This is a genomic window from Pedobacter terrestris, from assembly GCF_052343045.1.
Taxonomy (GTDB): domain Bacteria; phylum Bacteroidota; class Bacteroidia; order Sphingobacteriales; family Sphingobacteriaceae; genus Pedobacter.
This window is the reverse complement of sequence record NZ_CP180264.1, coordinates 3,815,768-3,834,024: the sequence shown is the minus strand read 5'-3', so window position 1 is coordinate 3,834,024 and position 18,257 is coordinate 3,815,768. Positions and strand designations below refer to the sequence as shown.

Annotated in this window: 19 protein-coding genes; 10 read left to right on the top strand and 9 right to left on the bottom strand. The window is 37.0% G+C overall.

Annotation, left to right across the window (positions count from 1 at the left end; all coding sequences use genetic code 11):
• The first annotated feature begins 58 nt into the window (after positions 1-58).
• From ACJVDH_RS16235 to ACJVDH_RS16210, 6 genes are all read left to right on the top strand, one after another.
• Positions 59-1,411 carry a TolC family protein gene (locus tag ACJVDH_RS16235; protein ID WP_443944454.1) on the top strand — a complete coding sequence of 451 codons (1,353 nt, stop codon included), beginning with the start codon at positions 59-61 and terminating at the stop codon, positions 1,409-1,411.
• 29 nt (positions 1,412-1,440) lie between these two features.
• Positions 1,441-2,766, top strand: a complete 1,326-nt coding sequence (locus ACJVDH_RS16230; protein WP_443944453.1) for an efflux RND transporter periplasmic adaptor subunit — start codon at positions 1,441-1,443, stop codon at positions 2,764-2,766.
• Positions 2,767-2,841: 75 nt separating this feature from the next.
• Positions 2,842-3,840: an NAD(P)H-dependent glycerol-3-phosphate dehydrogenase gene (locus ACJVDH_RS16225; RefSeq protein WP_443944452.1), complete on the top strand. Its 999-nt coding sequence runs from the start codon at positions 2,842-2,844 to the stop codon at positions 3,838-3,840.
• A gap of 6 nt (positions 3,841-3,846) precedes the next feature.
• Positions 3,847-4,686 (top strand): alpha/beta fold hydrolase, encoded by an 840-nt coding sequence (locus ACJVDH_RS16220; protein WP_443944451.1) that lies wholly within the window; start codon positions 3,847-3,849, stop codon positions 4,684-4,686.
• Positions 4,679-5,323 (top strand): 1-acyl-sn-glycerol-3-phosphate acyltransferase, encoded by a 645-nt coding sequence (locus ACJVDH_RS16215; RefSeq protein ID WP_443944450.1) that lies wholly within the window; start codon positions 4,679-4,681, stop codon positions 5,321-5,323. Before ACJVDH_RS16220 ends, ACJVDH_RS16215 begins: the two co-directional genes overlap by 8 nt.
• A gap of 74 nt (positions 5,324-5,397) precedes the next feature.
• Positions 5,398-5,703, top strand: a complete 306-nt coding sequence (locus ACJVDH_RS16210) for a hypothetical protein (protein WP_443944449.1) — start codon at positions 5,398-5,400, stop codon at positions 5,701-5,703.
• 55 nt (positions 5,704-5,758) lie between these two features.
• Here ACJVDH_RS16210 and ACJVDH_RS16205 read toward each other — a convergent pair whose 3' ends face one another.
• The 8 genes from ACJVDH_RS16205 to rpmB all read right to left on the bottom strand — a co-directional run bounded on the left by ACJVDH_RS16205 (position 5,759) and on the right by rpmB (position 10,177).
• Complete coding sequence (locus ACJVDH_RS16205) at positions 5,759-6,256, bottom strand: hypothetical protein (protein WP_443944448.1); 498 nt, start codon at positions 6,254-6,256, stop codon at positions 5,759-5,761.
• 106 nt (positions 6,257-6,362) lie between these two features.
• Positions 6,363-7,694, bottom strand: coding sequence for a 30S ribosomal protein S12 methylthiotransferase RimO (gene rimO / locus ACJVDH_RS16200; RefSeq protein WP_443944447.1), 1,332 nt, complete (start codon positions 7,692-7,694; stop codon positions 6,363-6,365).
• Between the two features lie 45 nt (positions 7,695-7,739).
• The gene (ftsY, locus tag ACJVDH_RS16195) at positions 7,740-8,702 is read right to left on the bottom strand and encodes a signal recognition particle-docking protein FtsY (RefSeq protein ID WP_443944446.1); all 963 of its coding nucleotides are present in this window, start codon (positions 8,700-8,702) and stop codon (positions 7,740-7,742) included.
• Entirely contained in the window at positions 8,702-9,112 is a 411-nt protein-coding gene (locus tag ACJVDH_RS16190) for a type II toxin-antitoxin system VapC family toxin (protein ID WP_443944445.1), read from the bottom strand. The genes ftsY and ACJVDH_RS16190 overlap by 1 nt, the downstream gene beginning before the upstream one ends.
• Positions 9,109-9,366, bottom strand: a complete 258-nt coding sequence (locus ACJVDH_RS16185) for a hypothetical protein (protein WP_443944444.1) — start codon at positions 9,364-9,366, stop codon at positions 9,109-9,111. The genes ACJVDH_RS16190 and ACJVDH_RS16185 overlap by 4 nt, the downstream gene beginning before the upstream one ends.
• 114 nt (positions 9,367-9,480) lie before the next feature.
• A complete protein-coding gene (locus ACJVDH_RS16180) occupies positions 9,481-9,636 on the bottom strand; it encodes a DUF4295 domain-containing protein (protein WP_443944443.1) in 156 nt (51 codons plus the stop codon).
• Between the two features lie 82 nt (positions 9,637-9,718).
• On the bottom strand, positions 9,719-9,901 hold the full coding sequence (gene rpmG / locus ACJVDH_RS16175; RefSeq protein WP_010599807.1) for a 50S ribosomal protein L33: 183 nt from the start codon (positions 9,899-9,901) through the stop codon (positions 9,719-9,721).
• Positions 9,902-9,943: 42 nt separating this feature from the next.
• Complete coding sequence (gene rpmB, locus ACJVDH_RS16170) at positions 9,944-10,177, bottom strand: 50S ribosomal protein L28 (RefSeq protein ID WP_090884816.1); 234 nt, start codon at positions 10,175-10,177, stop codon at positions 9,944-9,946.
• Between the two features lie 704 nt (positions 10,178-10,881).
• Between rpmB and acs the strand changes: the two genes are divergently transcribed.
• The 3 genes from acs to ACJVDH_RS16155 all read left to right on the top strand — a co-directional run bounded on the left by acs (position 10,882) and on the right by ACJVDH_RS16155 (position 14,206).
• Positions 10,882-12,777 carry an acetate--CoA ligase gene (acs, locus tag ACJVDH_RS16165; protein WP_443944442.1) on the top strand — a complete coding sequence of 632 codons (1,896 nt, stop codon included), beginning with the start codon at positions 10,882-10,884 and terminating at the stop codon, positions 12,775-12,777.
• 115 nt (positions 12,778-12,892) lie between these two features.
• Entirely contained in the window at positions 12,893-13,078 is a 186-nt protein-coding gene (locus ACJVDH_RS16160; RefSeq protein ID WP_443944441.1) for a CsbD family protein, read from the top strand.
• A 78-nt stretch (positions 13,079-13,156) separates the two neighbouring features.
• Positions 13,157-14,206 carry a glycoside hydrolase family 130 protein gene (locus ACJVDH_RS16155; RefSeq protein WP_443944440.1) on the top strand — a complete coding sequence of 350 codons (1,050 nt, stop codon included), beginning with the start codon at positions 13,157-13,159 and terminating at the stop codon, positions 14,204-14,206.
• Positions 14,207-14,263: 57 nt separating this feature from the next.
• Here ACJVDH_RS16155 and ACJVDH_RS16150 read toward each other — a convergent pair whose 3' ends face one another.
• Entirely contained in the window at positions 14,264-17,197 is a 2,934-nt protein-coding gene (locus ACJVDH_RS16150; RefSeq protein ID WP_443944439.1) for a M16 family metallopeptidase, read from the bottom strand.
• A gap of 220 nt (positions 17,198-17,417) precedes the next feature.
• On the opposite strand from ACJVDH_RS16150, the gene surE reads away from it, so the two are divergent.
• Entirely contained in the window at positions 17,418-18,257 is an 840-nt protein-coding gene (gene surE / locus ACJVDH_RS16145) for a 5'/3'-nucleotidase SurE (RefSeq protein WP_443944438.1), read from the top strand.

The following is an 18,257-nucleotide window of genomic DNA, read 5'->3' as shown; positions in this document are numbered from 1 at the left end:
CAATTGCCAAAACAGATTGAAATAATTAGAAGTCGTTTATACTAGATTTGAACAAAATATGAAAATGTTTACCACGAATAAATTTTTTACTGGATCTGCTTTGCTGCTAGCCTTATGCCTGGGTCAAAATGTCAATGCTCAGGAAGTGATCACGATCCAACAGGCTGTAGAAAATACTTTAAACAATAATTTACAGATTAAACAGGCGCAGTTTAATGCTGCGGTAACCGATGAAAATCTTAAGCAATCTAAAAATGCGCTGTTGCCAACGATAAGTGGTAGCGTGAGCCAGAGCATGCAATGGGGACGGAGCCAGCAATTGTCTGGTTTATTCCAAAATACCCAAAACTATAATTTATCGCCAAATCTTAGTGCAAATCTTGCCCTTTTTGGTGGCGGTGAAAAAATTAACCAAATTAAAAGAAACAAAATTCTACTTGCTGTTGACCAGAGTAATGTCGAAAAAGTTAAAAATGACCTGATTTTACAGGTCGTTACGTCATACCTACAGGTTTTAGCAGCGGAAGATCAGGTTAAAGCTACCCGCCAGCAACTGGAGGTATCTAATGCCACATTAAAAAGAGAACAAGCTTTGCTTGATGTTGGAAATAAAACACTTGCAGATATCTCTCAGGCAAAATCAACTGCAGCAACGTCAGAATTGAATTTAACAGACGCGCAAAATACGTTAACCATCGCTTATCTAACATTAGGTCAATTAATGGAGTTTCAACCTCCGATGAATTTCAAAGTTCAGCCCCCATTAGTTAACGATTTGGCAAACATTGATAAAAAATATAGCGCTTACGATATTTATAATCAAGCTCTCGGTATTTTTCCAGATATAAAGGTGGCAAGTTTAAGTACTAAAGCAGCTGAGAAAGCCATAGACGTTGCAAAAGGCAATTACTTTCCTAAAGTTTCAATTGGTGGAGGTTTGGGCTCGGCTTACTACTATCAATTTAATAATGTTTTTGGCAGCAATAGTCCATTTTTTAATCAATTGGCAGACAACTTTGGTAAATTTGTAAGTATGAGTATTTCCATTCCAATTTTAAATGGATTTTCTACAAGATCGAGCGTTCGTATTGCAAAAATTAATTTACAGCAACGAAAAACCGAAGAGCAACTCGCAAAAAATAGCTTAAATAAGGTGATCAGTCAGGCTGTAGCAGATTTAGTTGCCGCACAAAGTCGTTTTGAATCTACACAGAATGCATTTCAAGCGCAAAAAGATGCTTTTTATGTTATTGAGCAGCGCTACAATGTGGGTTTAGTGAATTCACTTGATTTTAGTACCGCACAAACCAATAGAAACAAAGCTGAAATAGATTTTATACAGGCAAAATACGATTTGCTGTTTAGAGCCAAAGTAATTGATTACTACCTGGGCAGGCAAATTACCTTCTAAATATAACCAGACAAGAAACAAAATACATTATGAAACTGAAGCATATTATCATTACCGTTGTTGTAATCATCGTTCTATTAATCGGACTGAAAGTCGGCGGCGTTATTGGCGGCAGCAAAACTGAAAAGGTAACAGCAGAAAAAGCGTCAGATAAAACCGTTGTTGAAACGGTAACGGCAAGTGGTAAAATTCAACCGGAAACTGAAGTAAAATTGAGTTCAGAAATTTCGGGAGAGGTTGTGGAACTTAAAGTTAAAGAGGGCGATATTGTTAAAGCCGGCCAATTGCTGTGTAAAGTTAGACCAGATGTTTTACAATCGGGTTATGAGCGCAGCGTGGCAACCTATAATGCCCAAAAAGCAAGTGTTGCAGCGGCACAACAGCAACTGGCTCAAAGCCAGGCCACTTTTGCAAACGAGGAATCAACCTATAAACGTAATGTAGAATTGTTCGGTAAAAAGGTAATTTCGGCCTCTGAGTTTGATGCCGCTAAAGCCGCGTATTTAAACGCTAAGGCAACCCTACAAAGTTCTAAAGAAAATGTTGTAGGCGCTAAATTTACACTGGAACAAACAAATTCCAGCGTAAAAGAAGCCGGCGCGAATTTGGCCAAAACAACTATTTACGCACCGGTTGATGGGGTGGTATCTAAATTATCTATAGAACTTGGTGATCGTATTTTGGGAACTTCACAAATGGCTGGTACAGAAATTATGCGTATTTCTAACCTTTCATCAATGGAAGTGAATGTTGATGTAAATGAAAACGACATCACAAGAGTGAAAGTGGGCGATAAAGCATCGATTGAAGTAGATGCCTATTCAGACCGTAAATTTGATGGTGTGGTAACAGAAATTGCAAGTTCTTCAACCGCAGTGGGCACCACTACAACAACATCTGTAGATCAGGTGACTAATTTCTCCGTTAAAATCAGAATCAAAGAAGGATTAGGCGGTAAACAACAATCAATTTTCCGTCCGGGGATGTCTGCAACTGTAGATATCGAAAGTAATTCTAAGAAAGGATTAACCATTCCGATTCAATCTGTGTTTACAGATTCAGGAAATTCATCTGCTGATGCATCTGCAGATCAAAACAGCGATAAGCAAAAATCGAAACTTACCGATAAAAAGATTAAGCAGTTTGTTTATGTATTGAATGGAACTACTGTTAAGAAAACCGAAGTTACTACCGGCATACAGAACGATCAGTTTATTATTGTAAACTCTGGTTTAAAAGCTGGACAGGAAGTGGTTACAGGGCCATATTCTGCGATTCAGAACAAATTGAAAGACGGAATGGTTGTAGAAAAAACCTCTAAAGACCAGCTTTTTAGCAAAGACGGTAAGAAGTAGGTTATAGATAACGACATTAAATAATTAAATTGTCCCGGTTTAAAACATTAAACCGGGATTTTTTATTTTATATACATGGCACCTAAAATAGCAATGATTGGGGGCGGGAGCTGGGCAACCGCCATTGTAAAAATGCTATCAGACAATTTAACTGATAAATCCATTTTCTGGTGGATGAGAAATCAGGAAGCAATTGACCACATCAAAAAATTTAAACATAACCCACATTATCTGAGTTCTGTAGAAATAAAAATCAGCGAAGCGCATATTTCATCAGATATTAAAGAAATTTTTCGGGAGGCGGAATACATTATTTTGAACGTTCCGGCGGCTTTTTTAAAAGATTCAGTAAAAGATTTACTTCCGGAAGATTTTAGAAACAAAAAGATTATTTCGGCAATTAAAGGCATTGTGCCAGAAGACAACCTTATTATTGGTGAATTTCTGCATGAGAAGTTTGAGGTTCCTTATTCCGATATTTTGGTAGTTAGTGGTCCTTGCCATGCTGAAGAAGTAGCTTTAGAAAAACTATCTTATTTAACTATTGCTTGCACCAATATTGATCATGCAACAACTTTTGCTTCATTTCTGAATACCAGATACATCAAAACCAATGTTTCAGACGATATTTTTGGCACTGAATATTCTGCAGTATTGAAAAACATTTATGCCGTGGCCAGCGGTATTTGTCATGGAATTGGTTATGGCGATAATTTTCAGGCGGTTTTAATTAGCAATGCAATCCGTGAGATTAAGCGTTTTGTTGATGCAGTTCATCCGATAGATCGAGACATTAAAGAATCTGCATATCTCGGCGATTTACTCGTTACGGCATATTCGCAGTTCAGCAGAAACAGAACGTTCGGCAATATGGTAGGAAAAGGTTATACCGTTAAATCTGCACAGTTAGAGATGAATATGGTTGCAGAAGGGTATTATGCTGCAAAATGCATTCACCTGAAAAATCTGGAGTATGATGTAGAAATGCCAATTTGTAAAGCCGTTTACCGGATTTTATACGAGCGCCACTCTCCCGTAATCGAAATGAAATTATTGGCAGAAAAGCTAAACTAATTGCCAATGGGTTTTCTGGAAACAACAAAAGCCAAAATACATTACCGCGAGTATGGGACAGGCAGTAAAATAATGCTTGCTTTTCATGGTTTTGGTATGCATGCAAGGCAGTTTGATGTTTTGATGCCTACTCTGGCAGATAAGTTCAGGATTTTTAGTTTCGATTTATTTTTTCACGGACAAACCATTCTGAATGATTCTTCTGTTGAGGAAGTTAGAAAAGGATTGAGTACAAAAGAATTTTTGGAATATATTCATCTGTTCCTCCAAGAAAAACAGTTTGGAGAAGCTCAGATTTCTATTTTATCTTATAGTATGGGCGCATGTATGGCTTGGGCAATTTTAGAAGAAATGCCGCAAAAGATAGATAAACTATTCTTTGTTGCGCCAGATGGTATTCAGGTAAATAAAATGGTGAGTATTTTATCCAATAACCGATTGGTGAATAGACTTGCTTACAAGCTTGTTCACAGTCCGAAAACGGTAAATTTTTTACTTAACTCCGTTCAGAAGTTTAAATATATTGATCAGGACCTGCATCGGATCTTGAAACAAGAATTTGGCTCTACGGAAACCCGTTTGGTTTGCTACAATGCAATTACCTACAATTCTAAATTCAGATTTGATAAAACAAAACTTGCAGCATTAATTAACCAATACAACATAGATGCATTTTTGTATTTCGGGAAAAAAGATAAGGTTTTCCCGGCGAAAATAGGACAGGATTTTGCGCAATTACTGAATCGGCCAAGATTGCATATTTTTGAAGAAGGGCACGAGCTGGTTAACCATAATTTAAACACCTTAATAGAAAAACAACTGAAAGAATATGGCTGTAATGATTAAAGACAAACCGAATAAATACATACGGGTTTTTATGATTGGAGTAGAAAAATTTCTGCTCAGCCGTTTTAGTAAAGTTCGTTATACGGGCGAAATAAATGTAGATCCTAATCGTTCCGTATTATTGATTATGAATCACGTGGGCTTTAATGACGGTGCTGTTGTGTATCGATTTTGCAGAAAATACATCAGAAAAGACTTTAAGTCGATGTCTGTTGAAGCACAATTGAAAGCGTTCAAATTGCTAAAGTACATCGGTTGCTTTTCTGTAAATAAAAAATCAAGAACATTAGTAGATTCGCTGAATTACGCTGCAGAGTTACTGTCTGATCCAAAAAATCTGCTCACTATTTTTCCGCAGGGCGAATTGTTTTCGATGCACCTCAACAAAATTCATTTCGAAACCGGCCTTTCTCATATTCTAAAAAAAACTAAAAAACCAATTCAAATCATATTCGCAGTTAGTCTGATTGATTTTTTGGATAATTTTAAACCGACCGTTGATGTTTCTTATCAGGAATATTTTGGCGAAAGAAATTTAGCCGAAATGGAATCTGCTTACAACACGTATTACAAAACATGTAAAATTAAACAGCAACATCTTCATCATCCACCGCAATCGGTAATTGATACAGAATGATTTAGTTTTTTATTTAACGATTTGCATTAAAACAAAAAAACTTTCAAAAGTGTTATCAAGAGAAATTCAAGGATATGAAAAAGAAATTTTTAACGGGATTATTTACAGTCGCTTTAATTGGAGGCATCTCTTTAAGCGTAAGTGCACAGGAGAAAAAAACTGAAGCAGGCAAAGTAATAGAAAAAGTAGGCAATAAAACTGCTGAGGTTGCAGTAAAAGGAGAATCGAAAGTTGCAGATAAAGTCTGGAAAGGCAAGATGGCACCAGATGGCTCCAATGTTCACATCAATAATAAAAATGAAAAGTACTATGTAAATAAAAAAGGTGCAAAAGTTTGGTTGAAAGCAAGCCAGATTAAGGACAAACCGAAGGATAAATAGCACACCTTTTTAAAGGCAAAAAAGCAGTTGAAACTACCTCAACTGCTTTTTTTGTTTATATAATCAACGCATAAATTGCATCTACATAAGTATAATTTGTTCCGGGTTGTTGCAGTGGGAGTTCCACTCCGTTTAACAACAATTTTTCAAGTCTGAAGTTGTTAAATTTGAGGTTAAGTGCAAATTCTGCGTTGTTTCCTAACTTTAAATAAAACACGTCATCAATACTTTTGGCTAACATAGAGATATCTGGAGCCAATAACTGATTGTATATAAACTGATCTGATCCATAAGAAAACGGCGGTCTAACTACAAAGGAAATTGATTTTGGGTTGCCATTAGCATCTTTCGAGTACAATTGAATTTGAGAGTGATCGAACGAACCAGGTTTTGTTGTGTCAAGTAAATCTACGCCATTTAGATTCTTTATTACTAAACTGAAATAAGGATTGGTAACAGGCGAACAGGCGCATAGTGGATCTGTGTCCATAATTTTTTTGCAGCCCATACTGATTACAAAAAGGGCCAGAAAGGCGATAAGCGTTTTTTTCATAATGATGTTAAGGTTTTTATACAAAACGGTTCATCATTTAAAATCGCTACAGCCGCAACAATAATCTACAACAAAAGCCGGAGGTTAATTCCGGCTTTTGTTTATGTTATACGATTTGTCCGTAGAGATCAAAATCTTCTGCTCTGTCAATTTTTACCTGTACAAAGCTACCGTTTGCAGCGTAGCCTGTTGTAGCATCGATTAGCACTTCATTATCTACTTCAGGCGAATCAAATTCGGTACGGCCAACAAAGAAATCGCCTTCTTTTTTATCTACCAATACTTTGAAAGTTTTGCCAACTTTTTCTTGATTAATATCGAATGAAATTCCCTGCTGGATTTCCATAATATCGTCTACACGCTGTTGTTTAACTTCGTCTGCAACATCATCAACCAAAGTATGAGCGTGTGTTTTTTCTTCGTGAGAGTAAGTAAAGCAGCCTAAACGATCAAATTTCGTTTCTGCTACCCATTCTTTCATTTCTTCGAAATCGCGTTCGGTTTCACCTGGGTATCCACAAATTAAAGTGGTACGCATCGCGATAGTGGGAACTTTATCTCTAATCTGGTTAACCAGATCAATGGTTTTTTGCTTAGTCGTTCCACGGCGCATCGATTTAAGCATGTTGTCTGTAATGTGCTGAAGCGGCATATCCAGATACTTACAAATGTTATCGCGTTCATTCATTGCATCCAGAATTTCCATAGGGAAACCAGAAGGATAAGCGTATTGCAAGCGAATCCACTCAATGCCCGGCACGTCAGATAAACGACGCATCAGTTCATCCAGTTTACGCGTACCGTACAGATCCAATCCGTAATAGGTTAAATCCTGTGCAATTAATATGAGTTCTTTAGTTCCGTTTTTAGCCAGAATTTTTGCTTCATTTACCAATTCTTCCATTGGTTTACTCATGTGTTTTCCGCGCATTAACGGGATGGCACAGAATGAACATGGACGGTTGCAACCTTCAGCAATTTTAAAATAAGCAAAATGTGAAGGTGTGGTAAGTAAACGTTCTCCAATAAGCTCGTGTTTATAATTTGCACCCAGTTCATGAAGAATATTTTGAAGATCATTTGTACCAAAATACGCGTCTACATTTGTGATTTCCGATTCCAGTTCTGGTTTATACCGTTCAGATAAACAGCCAGTAACCACAACTTTCCCAATTTTTCCGGCTTCTTTTAACTCGCTAAATTGTAGAATGGTATCGATTGATTCTTGCTTTGCATTGTCAATAAATCCGCAGGTATTGATTACTACAATATCATCTTTACCCATTTTATCCGATTCATGCGAAACATTCAGGTTGTTGCCACGCAACTGGCCCATTAAAACTTCTGAATCGTATATGTTTTTAGAGCAACCCAATGTAATTACATTTATTTTGGGTTGTTTAATTGCCGATTTACTTCTTGCTATCTTGGTATTCATCTTTTACACTTAATCTTTTACTTAGTTTTGAATGTGGTTGAGTGCTTACTTAAACAAGCTATTTACAAACTCTTTTTTATCAAAGAGTTGCAAATCTCCAATTTTTTCTCCAACTCCAATATATTTTACCGGAATTTTAAATTGATCTGAGATTCCAATTACCACGCCACCTTTCGCTGTTCCATCTAATTTTGTAATAGCAAGTGCATTAACGTCTGTAGCTTCAGTAAATTGTTTACATTGTTCAAAAGCATTCTGTCCGGTTGATGCATCTAAAACAAGAAGAATTTCATGTGGTGCACCCGGAATAACCTTTTGCATCACTTGTTTAATTTTTCCGAGTTCATTCATCAAGCCAATTTTATTGTGCAAACGGCCGGCAGTATCAATAATTACCACATCTTCGCCGTTGGCTACTGCAGATTGTAAAGTATCAAAAGCGACAGATGCCGGATCGGATCCCATTGATTGTGCTACAACACGTACACCTACGCGTTCGCCCCACAATTTTATCTGATCAACGGCTGCAGCGCGGAAAGTATCGGCAGCGCCTAAAACGACTTTTAAGCCTTCTTGTTTTAATTTGTGCGCCAGTTTTCCAATAGTTGTGGTTTTGCCTACACCATTTACACCAACTACCATGATTACATAAGGTTTATGATCTCCATATTCAAACTGCCGAAAATCATTACTGTTGTTCTCAGAAAGGAGCAATTGAATTTCATCACGAAGAATATGATTAAGTTCAGATGCATTCAGATATTTATCTTTGGCAACGCGGTCTTCAATACGTTCGATAATTTTCAATGTGGTTTTCACACCAACATCAGAGGTTACCAAAACTTCTTCCAGGTTATCCAGTACTTCATCATCTACTGATGATTTTCCGGCTACAGCTTTAGTTATTTTGCTGAAAAAGCCATCTTTAGTTTTTTCCAAACCTTTGTCTAAAGCTTCTTGTGCTTCAGGTGCGGTTTCCTTCTTTTTGAAAAAGTCAAATAAGCCCATTAATTATGTTGTTTTAAAAAATCGGTAGGGGTTTGTACTGGAATTTTGCTGTCGGTAAAGTCTTGGGTATTTCTGGAAATGATCAGATCTATATGATTTAGCTCTGCAGCTGCATTTTGAACGGCATCTTCGAAATCTTTGAAATTAGCATGCAACGCAAGGATTATGGTATCCTTATTTACATTCAAAATTTCGACGGTAAGGATTAAAGATTCGATAAAATTAATTGCAGTTGCATGATCCGACTTCTTTTTCACAATGTAATAAATGTCAGTCAAAGAAGAAGCGGTTATGCAACCTTTAAATTTTTCACCATCAATAAATTCAAAAACCTTAGACGAATCATTAAAAAAAGGTTCTCTTGTCAAGATAATATCTATGATGATATTGGTGTCAAACAAAAGCATCATAAATTGTGCTTCTCCTTAAGATACTCCCATTTGGCCTGATCTGCTTCACTGTCATTAAACATCCCTGCATATTTCTTAACAAATTCCTTTCCTGTCATTTTTTCAATCGCAGGAATTTTGATCGGGTTGTCTAAAATAATAACCTCAACCTCTTTAATAATAACCTCAACCTCTTTGTTTTTGACATCAAATCCTTCAGGAACAACAATGGTTCCATTTTCAGAAACTTTAGTTTTGAATTTGTACGCTTCCATGGTTATGCTTTTCTCAAAGATAGTCAAATATTTCCAGGCCAGATTTGATAACAAAAAAAGCCCTTCCGGGTTAAACGGAACGGCCTTTAATATTTTTCGTTAAAAATATTAACCTTATTTAGATGCAATAGCATCTTTTACGTGGTCATTATGAACGATAAGTTCTTTGAATGAGTAAGCACCAGTTTTTGGAGACTTAACCATTGTAACTACTTTCGAGTATTCCTTACCAGTTCCTGTTTTCAGGGTTGCAACTACTTTCTTTGCCATGTTCTTATAATTTTAAATGATTGAATGATAGATTGATAGAATATGGTTTTACCCTTAAACTTCTACCGTTAAACCATCAATCTTATTTTATTTCTTTGTGAACGGTTACTTTTCTCAATACCGGGTTGAATTTTTTCAACTCTAAACGCTCAGTAGTATTTTTACGGTTTTTGGTAGAAATATATCTAGACATACCTGGCATGCCACTTTCTTTGTGCTCAGTACATTCTAAAATAACCTGAACTCTGTTACCTTTTTTTGCCATTTTAATATTAGTTTAAACTGTTAATCTCAACAGTTAATGTTTTTACAAAAATCCTTTTTTTACGAAACGATTAATCGCTTCGCTAATTCCTACTTTGTTGATGGTTTTAATCGCTGAAGTCGAAACTTTCAACGTAATCCAACGGTCCTCTTCAGGGATATAAAATTTCTGAAGCTTTAAATTAGGATAAAATTTGCGTTTAGTCTTAACGTTTGAGTGTGAAACGTTATTACCTTTCATTGCCGTTTTTCCTGTTAAATCACAAACTCTTGACATGACTTGTAAATATAGTTGTTAAATATCGTCGCTTAATTTTTTTAAGAGTGTGCAAATATCTGAATAATAATTCAAAAAGACAATACCGTTGCAATTTATTTTTATAAATCTTTTCAATAATTCGGCGTTGGCGCGTGGCTTTTTGCTTCTTTTCTGAAATGGATGAAACCAAAACAAAGGACTCTGCATAAAAAACAGGGGTTTTAAAAGTCAAGCCTACCTAATAAAATTGATTTTTAGCCCACTATAAATTTTTAAAATATTTTTTTAGTGCGGCCGAATTTTATATACAATCTCTTGTCTTTGATCGAATTGATGATGTACAGATTAAACTTTGATCAAATTACAGGCAGTTTTCACTTCGTTTCGTTAGATTGCACTTCAATTTATCCATCAGTTAAGACAATTGTGCTATACTTTTAAATGGAAAAACTTTAGGCTTGTCTTCAGAAATTTGAACTCCAGTTCAATTGCAATTTCGAGCTTTTTGTTCGATACTAATGCTTGAAGACAGTAGCCTGATGATTTCTAACCAAAGTTAAAGATATTAAAAGTTGATTTTCTTGATTTGAAACTGATTACCTTTAGGTAAAATTTGCGATAGGCAATACGTAAAAACCTATCCGTAAAGTTAAATTTGAATTGAATTTCAAGCTTAAAAGACGATCAAAAACCAATATAATAACTAACAAAACGTATACGAAATGCAGATTACTTCATTCGAGCAGTACCAAGCAGATTACAAAAAGAGTGTAGAAAACCCAGAGCAATTTTGGGGAGAGGTTGCACAGGATTTTCAGTGGCGCAAACCCTGGTACAAGGTATTGTCATGGAATTTTAGCGAGCCTGATATCAAATGGTATGAAGGTGCAAAACTAAATATAACAGAAAATTGCCTGGACAGGCATTTGGCAGAAAGTGGAAATAAACCAGCCATCATCTGGGAGCCAAATAGCCCTGAAGAAGAGAGTGTTACATTAACCTATAAAATGCTGCACGAGCGCGTTTGTCGTTTCGCAAATGTGTTGAAAAGAAATGGTGCAAAAAAAGGCGATCGTATTTGTATTTATATGCCAATGGTGCCAGAACTCGCCATTGCAGTTTTAGCTTGCGCACGTATTGGAGCCGTTCATTCCGTTGTTTTTGGTGGATTTTCTGCAAAATCTATCGCAGATCGGATCAACGATGCAGAATGTAAAGTTGTAATTACTGCAGATGGTGTTTATCGCGGCAGCAAACCTATTCCATTAAAAGACGTAATAGACGATGCATTAATCGGCTGTCCTACGGTAGAAAAAGTAATCGTTTTAACACATGTACGTACGCCTGTAAGCATGCTTAAAGGCCGTGATGTTTGGTGGGAAGATGAAGTGAAGCACGTAAATGATGTTTGCGAAGCAGAAGAAATGGATGCAGAAGATATGCTTTTTATCTTATACACTTCTGGCTCTACAGGCAAACCCAAAGGTGTTGTACATACTTGCGGTGGATATATGGTTTATGCGGGTTACACATTTAAAAATGTGTTTAACTATCAGCCTGGCGAAGTATATTTCTGCACGGCAGATATCGGCTGGATTACCGGCCACTCGTACATTGTGTACGGCCCATTGTCTCAAGGTGCGACTACATTAATGTTTGAAGGTGTGCCGACTTACCCGAATCCCTCGCGCCTTTGGGATATTGTAGACAAACATAAAGTAAACATTTTGTATACAGCACCAACTGCCATCCGCTCATTAATGGGTTTTGGCGATCAACCTTTGGAAGGAAAAGATTTAAGTACTTTAAGGGTTTTAGGATCAGTTGGCGAACCGATTAATGAAGAAGCCTGGCACTGGTTTGATGAAAAAGTTGGTAAAGGTAATGCGCCAATTGCCGATACCTGGTGGCAAACGGAAACTGGAGGTATCATGATCTCGCCAATTGCTACAGTAACCAAAACCAAGCCTAGTTTTGCTACTTTGCCTTTACCAGGCATTCAGCCTGTATTGGTTGATGAAAATGGAAATGAACTGGAAGGAAATGGTGTTAGCGGAAACCTTTGTATTAAATTTCCGTGGCCAGGTATTTTGCGCACCACCTACGGCGACCATGAACGGTGTAAACAAACCTATTTTTCAACTTATGAAAATATGTATTTTACGGGCGATGGCTGTTTGCGGGATGAAGATGGATATTATAGAATTACCGGCCGCGTAGATGATGTTCTAAATGTCTCTGGACACAGAATTGGAACAGCCGAAGTAGAAAACGCTATAAACATGCATGCCGGAGTAGTAGAAAGTGCAGTAGTCGGTTATCCGCACGATGTTAAAGGTCAGGGGATTTTTGCTTTTGTTATTTATCCTGAAATTCATGGCGAAGCAGAGCTATCCAAAAAGGATATTTTACAAACGGTTAGTCGTGTAATTGGGCCAATTGCCAAACCAGATAAAATTCTGTTTGTATCGGGCTTACCAAAAACCAGATCTGGAAAAATTATGCGAAGAATCCTGAGGAAAATTGCTGAAGGTGATACAGCCAACATGGGCGATACATCTACTTTGCTTGATCCAGCTGTGGTAGAAGAAATTATCCAGGCCACAAAAGCACTTTAAAATTGGGTTGTGGAATTTGATTTGGTTTTTCTACGAGGCAATTTAATCTTTTTAAAACTTTAAGTGGGCCGCCATGTTTATAGATTAAGACTTCATTATTATAAAATATATACACATGGATAAGTTAGAAATTAAAGGTAAATGGAACGAAATCAAGGGAAAAGTTAAACAGGCTTATGGTGATTTAACTGATGATGATTTAGCGCATGAAGACGGAAAAGATGATGAGTTGTTGGGAAAACTTCAGCAAAAAACCGGAAAAGGAAGAGATGAGCTTGTGAAATGGATCAATTCTTTATAAACACAGATTTCTGAAACTAAAACGGCAGCCATAAGGTTGCCGTTTTAGTTTCAACTAAACCCATTCAATTTTTGCTGTATGAGAGATTTGGCAAAACGTTTCGATCAAAATCCAATTCTTAAACCAATAGATTTAAAACCCAGTGTAGATGGATTGGAGATTGCTTGTTTGCTTAATCCGGGCGTGTTTCGTTTCGATGGGAAAATCTGGTTGCTGGTACGTGTTGCAGAACGACCAAAACAACAAACAGGCATTTTATCTTTCCCGGTTTTGAGTGCAAATGGCATTCAAATTATGCAAATCGAGATGCGTGATCCGGAATTAGACACAAAAGATCCGCGGATTATTCGATATAAAAATACCGATTACCTCACAACCTTATCGCATTTAAGGTTGCTCTGCAGCGAAGATGGATTAAATTTTTACGAGCCGGAAGGGTATTCGCCGTTGTATGGTTCTGATGAGGATGAATATTTTGGTATAGAAGATTGTAGAGTTGCGCAAATTGACGGCACTTATTTCCTGACATTTACAGCCGTTTCTGCACATGGTGTAGCAGTTGGTTTGCGTACAACAACAGACTGGAAGAATTTTGAGAAACAAGGTTTAATTTTGCCGCCACACAATAAAGATTGCGCAATTTTCGACGAGAAAATAAATGGAAAATATTATGCTTTACACCGGCCAAGTAGCGTAGATTTAGGAGGAAACTACATCTGGATTGCCGAATCACATGATGCCATACATTGGGGTAAACATAAATGTCTGATCAAGACCAGAAGTCATTTTTGGGATAGTGCCAGAGTAGGCGCGGGCGCAGCACCAATCAAAACGTCTGCTGGTTGGCTAGAAATTTATCACGGCGCAAATGAAAACCATCAGTACGCTTTGGGCGCTTTTCTAATGGATATTGATAATCCATATCAGGTTATTGCGCAAACGGAAAATCCCATCATGTTCCCTCTCAAGGAATATGAACTGAGTGGTTTTTTTGGACATGTGGTTTTTACCAACGGGCATATCGTAAATGGTGATGAACTAATCATTTATTATGGCGCAGCCGATGAATTTGTTTGCGGCGCCAGGTTTTCCATTCAAGAAATATTACAGATGCTGGTATACAGATAAAAAAACGGGCGGTTCTGGATTTAAGAACCGCCCGTTTTCGCAGTGTTTTTTTATGATTTAGTAACCGAAAATTTGCTCAAGGCTAAGTTTGGTAACCGGGCCATATTTTTGCAGATCGGCCATGCTTATTTTTTTCTCAGAACCCACAATACAATAATCATATGCTTTTGCAGAAAGATTATCTTTATGGAAAGCCTTAACATCTGCAAAGGTTAACGGTTTAAGATTTGCATATTCATCTACTCTTGAATCGTGATCGAAACCAAGTTTTTTATCCGCCATGTAACTCGAAATGATGTCATCTTTAGTGATTCTTGATGTTTCTATTCCATTTAAAGAGTTTGTTTTTGACAAGTCGAATGATTTTTCAGATTCCGGTAAAACCGTTAGCAACTCGTTCATTCCGATGATGGCATCATTCATTTTATCGGCTTGTGTACCTACATAAGCAATTACAGAGTTTTCTTTTTCCTTACTGTTTGGAGAAGAATACACAGCAAAAGTAGAATACGCAAGTGCCTTAGACTCGCGAATAGTCTGGAATACTACAGAACCCATACCGCCACCAAAGTAATTGTTGAATAATGCAATTTTTGCTGAGTTTGATGGATCGTATAAACCACCGTTTCTTAACCACCGAATCTCTGCCTGAACCATGTCATAATCTGCAAAAAATACTTTGTTAGAATCGGTTTTGGTGTACACAAATTTCTTCATCGGCGCAGCTGGCGTAAATTCTTTAGCTAAAGGATGAAGTTTTTCAATATCCGTACTAAAAGCAACCAATGTTTTTGGCCCGTAATATGTAATGGCGTGTTTGTAGTTGGTTAAATTGTGCAAGATGTAAATCAGATCAGATGATTTTAAGTTTTTAATTTCATTTGTCGTTAATCCGTAGTTGAAAGGATTGTCTGCTCCATATTGTGCGTAACTCATTAGACCGCTAAGAATAGACGATTTGTTCAGTTTTGCATTATCTCTCGATTTTAAAATACGACCTTTTAAATCTTCAAGTGCTTTTTCATTTGGTTTGCAATGCGCCAAGACATCTTCAACTAAGGCAACCGCTTTATCAAAATTTTCTTGCAATCCGCTAATAGAAACGGTGGTTACTTCTGTACCCACATTTACGCTGTAACTGCACGCAATATTGTAAAACGCTTTGCTGATTTCTTCTGCAGAATATTTATCGGTGCTCAAGAAACTTAAATACTGTGCCGCATATGGAAGCAATTTATAGTTGTAAGAACCCATATCAAAGCGGTAAGTCATTCGGAAAATACCGTTTTCTGTATTTTGAACAGAGATGACATCGGCAATGCCTGCTTTTCCAAAATTTAGATCTTTGCTATAGTCCAGGAATTTTGGCGCAATTGGTTTTACAGGTGCCTGAACAATGTTTTTAGTGAAAGGCGAAACTTCATCTGTATTGGTTTTTACAGCAGTAATGCTTGGTTTCTCTACTTTGCTGATGGTTTTATCTTCACCTTTGTGTTTAAATAAAACCGCATAATTGTTGATGAAGAATTTATTGGCAAAAGCAACAATTTCTGCTTTGGTAATTTTTCCCATCGCATCTGTAGAAGCCAGCATTTTATCCCATCCATTACCACGATTTAAAATAAAAGCATTCATGGTTGCATTTGCACGTACGTCATTATTATCAAACGCTTGAATTTCTGAAAGCTTAGTGTTGGCTACAGTTGCTTTGATTAAAGTTTCATCAAACTCGCCTTTTTTCAATAAATCTACCTGCTCCAACAAAAGCTTTTCGGCTTCTTCAAGACTTTGACCAGCTTTTGGTGCGCCAGTTAAAATAAAGACACCATAATCTTTCATTTGATTATAACCCGCACCGGCGCGCAACATTTTTTGCTGTTTGTTGATGTTGATATCCATCAAACCTGCTTTTCCATTGGCTAAAATGCTTGATATTAAATCGAGCAACAAACTTTCGTGGCTATTTTGTGCATAACCTCTGTAGGCGATAAATAAACTTTCTGCACTTGGGCCATACACGTCAACTTTCTGGATTTGCGTAAGTGGTTTTTCTGGTGCCGGCGTATAAAGCGTAAGTGGTTTTTGCGTCATGTAGGCGAAATCTTTATCGATTTTTTTAATCAATTCATCATAATTGATATCGCCAGACATGATCAATGCCATATTATTTGGTACATAATACTTGTTGTAATATTTTCTGATTTCTACCAATGAAGGGTTTTTCAGATGCTCAATAGTACCAATTGTAGTTTGCTGTCCGTAATTGTGCGTAGGGAATAATGCTTTTAACATTCCCTCATACATTTTACTTCCATCGTTATCCAAACTTCTGTTCTTCTCTTCGTAAACTGCTTCCAGCTCCGTATGGAAAATTCTGAAAACAGGTGTGCGGAAACGCTCTGCCTGCAAAGCCAGAAATTTATCAATGGCATTAGAAGGAAGATCTTCTTCATAAACAGTTTCTTCTACAGATGTGTGTGCATTGGTCGTGTTGCTTCCAATAGCTTTCATCATTTTATCGTACTCATTGGCGATAGAATAATTTGAAGCTTCGCCAGAAACCTGATCTATTTCCTTATAAATCTGCTTCCGTTTTTCGGGATCGGTTGTTTTATTATAGGTTTCATACAATGCTTCAATTTTATCCAGATATGGCTTTTCTTTTGCATAATCCATGGTACCAAATTTGTCGGTACCTTTAAATAACAAATGCTCCAGATAATGCGCCAGTCCGGTATTGGTTCTTGGGTCTGTATTGCTACCCGCACGTACAGCCATTTTGTAGGTGATATTGGGTTCTTTGTTGTTTTGCGATAGGATGACGGTTAGGCCATTCTTCAGCGTGTAAAAACGGGATTTTGTTGGGTCGTTGGTCACATACTTATATGTGTAACCTGCAGAAGTTCCTGTTTTCCATTGGTAAACTGTTTGCGCCTTGGCAACAGAAACCGTTAAAACAAAACACGCCAGTGTTAAGATCTTGAATTTCATTGAATGTTTGGTTTTTTTTATGTGGATAGTGCTTTAAATATCAAAAAATAGAAATAAAAAAGCCAGCCCCTGAATAAGTTATTTTCCCAAATATATTTGCTTTTAAGCAGTTAATGAAATGCATTTTAATTTTCCTGAAAGGAGAAATTCTCCCTGATGTTTTTAATCGTTTTAGCTTTGTTTTTTTGCCCTGCATTTATTAATCCTTACTTTTACAGCTATGACGAAGCAAAATACAAAGCCGAATATTTTAGTGGTAAATGATGACGGAATTACCGCATTGGGAATTAAGAATTTGATGGAGGTTATGCAAGAAATTGGGAATGTTGTGGTGGTTGCGCCAGACAGTCCGCAAAGTGGAATGGGACATGCCATCACCATTGGAAAACCAATCCGTTTTGATAAAGTAGATTTATACCCCGGTGTAGAAATGTACAAATGCAGCGGCACACCTGTAGATTGTGTGAAAATTGCCGTTAATAAAATTTTTAAAGGCAAGAAACCCGATTTATGCGTGTCTGGAATTAACCACGGATTAAATGATTCTATCAATGTTATCTACTCCGGCACAATGTCTGCAGCAGTAGAAGGCGCTATTGAAAAAATTCCATCAATTGGTTTTTCTTTGGATGATTTTGCAGCAGATGCTGATTTTAGCTTCACTAAAAAATATATTAAAATTATTGCCGAGCAGGTTTTACAGCATGGTTTGCCAGAAGGAACGCTTTTGAATGTAAACTTCCCGAAAGGCGATCACATTAAAGGCATTAAGATTTGCCGCCAGGCAAATGCCAAATGGATGGAAGAATTTGAAGAACGTAAAGATCCATACAAAAGACCGTATTATTGGTTAACAGGAGTTTTTCAGAATTTTGATAAAGGAGAAGATACTGATGTTTGGGCTTTAGAACATCGTTATGTTTCTGTTGTTCCGGTTCAGTTTGATTTAACTGCACATCATGCTATCCAAACGCTTAACGGTTGGGATTTAGGTACAACAGATACACACACCGATGCAAAACAAAGCATTTCTGCGCCAGATGGAATTAATTTAGGCTAA

Bases quoted from the DNA above. Each gene is read 5' to 3' on its own strand.
- ftsY (WP_443944446.1), bottom strand. From the start codon at position 8,702: ATGGGCTTATTTGACTTTTTCAAAAAGAAGGAAACCGCACCTGAAGCA.
- ACJVDH_RS16235 (WP_443944454.1), top strand. From the start codon at position 59: ATGAAAATGTTTACCACGAATAAATTTTTTACTGGATCTGCTTTGCTG.
- ACJVDH_RS16150 (WP_443944439.1), bottom strand. From the start codon at position 17,197: ATGAAATTCAAGATCTTAACACTGGCGTGTTTTGTTTTAACGGTTTCT.
- ACJVDH_RS16215 (WP_443944450.1), top strand. From the start codon at position 4,679: ATGATTAAAGACAAACCGAATAAATACATACGGGTTTTTATGATTGGA.
- ACJVDH_RS16230 (WP_443944453.1), top strand. From the start codon at position 1,441: ATGAAACTGAAGCATATTATCATTACCGTTGTTGTAATCATCGTTCTA.
- ACJVDH_RS16210 (WP_443944449.1), top strand. From the start codon at position 5,398: ATGAAAAAGAAATTTTTAACGGGATTATTTACAGTCGCTTTAATTGGA.
- ACJVDH_RS16225 (WP_443944452.1), top strand. From the start codon at position 2,842: ATGGCACCTAAAATAGCAATGATTGGGGGCGGGAGCTGGGCAACCGCC.
- ACJVDH_RS16180 (WP_443944443.1), bottom strand. From the start codon at position 9,636: ATGGCAAAGAAAGTAGTTGCAACCCTGAAAACAGGAACTGGTAAGGAA.
- ACJVDH_RS16205 (WP_443944448.1), bottom strand. From the start codon at position 6,256: ATGAAAAAAACGCTTATCGCCTTTCTGGCCCTTTTTGTAATCAGTATG.
- ACJVDH_RS16220 (WP_443944451.1), top strand. From the start codon at position 3,847: ATGGGTTTTCTGGAAACAACAAAAGCCAAAATACATTACCGCGAGTAT.
- rpmB (WP_090884816.1), bottom strand. From the start codon at position 10,177: ATGTCAAGAGTTTGTGATTTAACAGGAAAAACGGCAATGAAAGGTAAT.
- ACJVDH_RS16190 (WP_443944445.1), bottom strand. From the start codon at position 9,112: ATGATGCTTTTGTTTGACACCAATATCATCATAGATATTATCTTGACA.
- rimO (WP_443944447.1), bottom strand. From the start codon at position 7,694: ATGAATACCAAGATAGCAAGAAGTAAATCGGCAATTAAACAACCCAAA.
- ACJVDH_RS16155 (WP_443944440.1), top strand. From the start codon at position 13,157: ATGAGAGATTTGGCAAAACGTTTCGATCAAAATCCAATTCTTAAACCA.
- acs (WP_443944442.1), top strand. From the start codon at position 10,882: ATGCAGATTACTTCATTCGAGCAGTACCAAGCAGATTACAAAAAGAGT.
- ACJVDH_RS16160 (WP_443944441.1), top strand. From the start codon at position 12,893: ATGGATAAGTTAGAAATTAAAGGTAAATGGAACGAAATCAAGGGAAAA.
- rpmG (WP_010599807.1), bottom strand. From the start codon at position 9,901: ATGGCAAAAAAAGGTAACAGAGTTCAGGTTATTTTAGAATGTACTGAG.
- ACJVDH_RS16185 (WP_443944444.1), bottom strand. From the start codon at position 9,366: ATGGAAGCGTACAAATTCAAAACTAAAGTTTCTGAAAATGGAACCATT.
- surE (WP_443944438.1), top strand. From the start codon at position 17,418: ATGACGAAGCAAAATACAAAGCCGAATATTTTAGTGGTAAATGATGAC.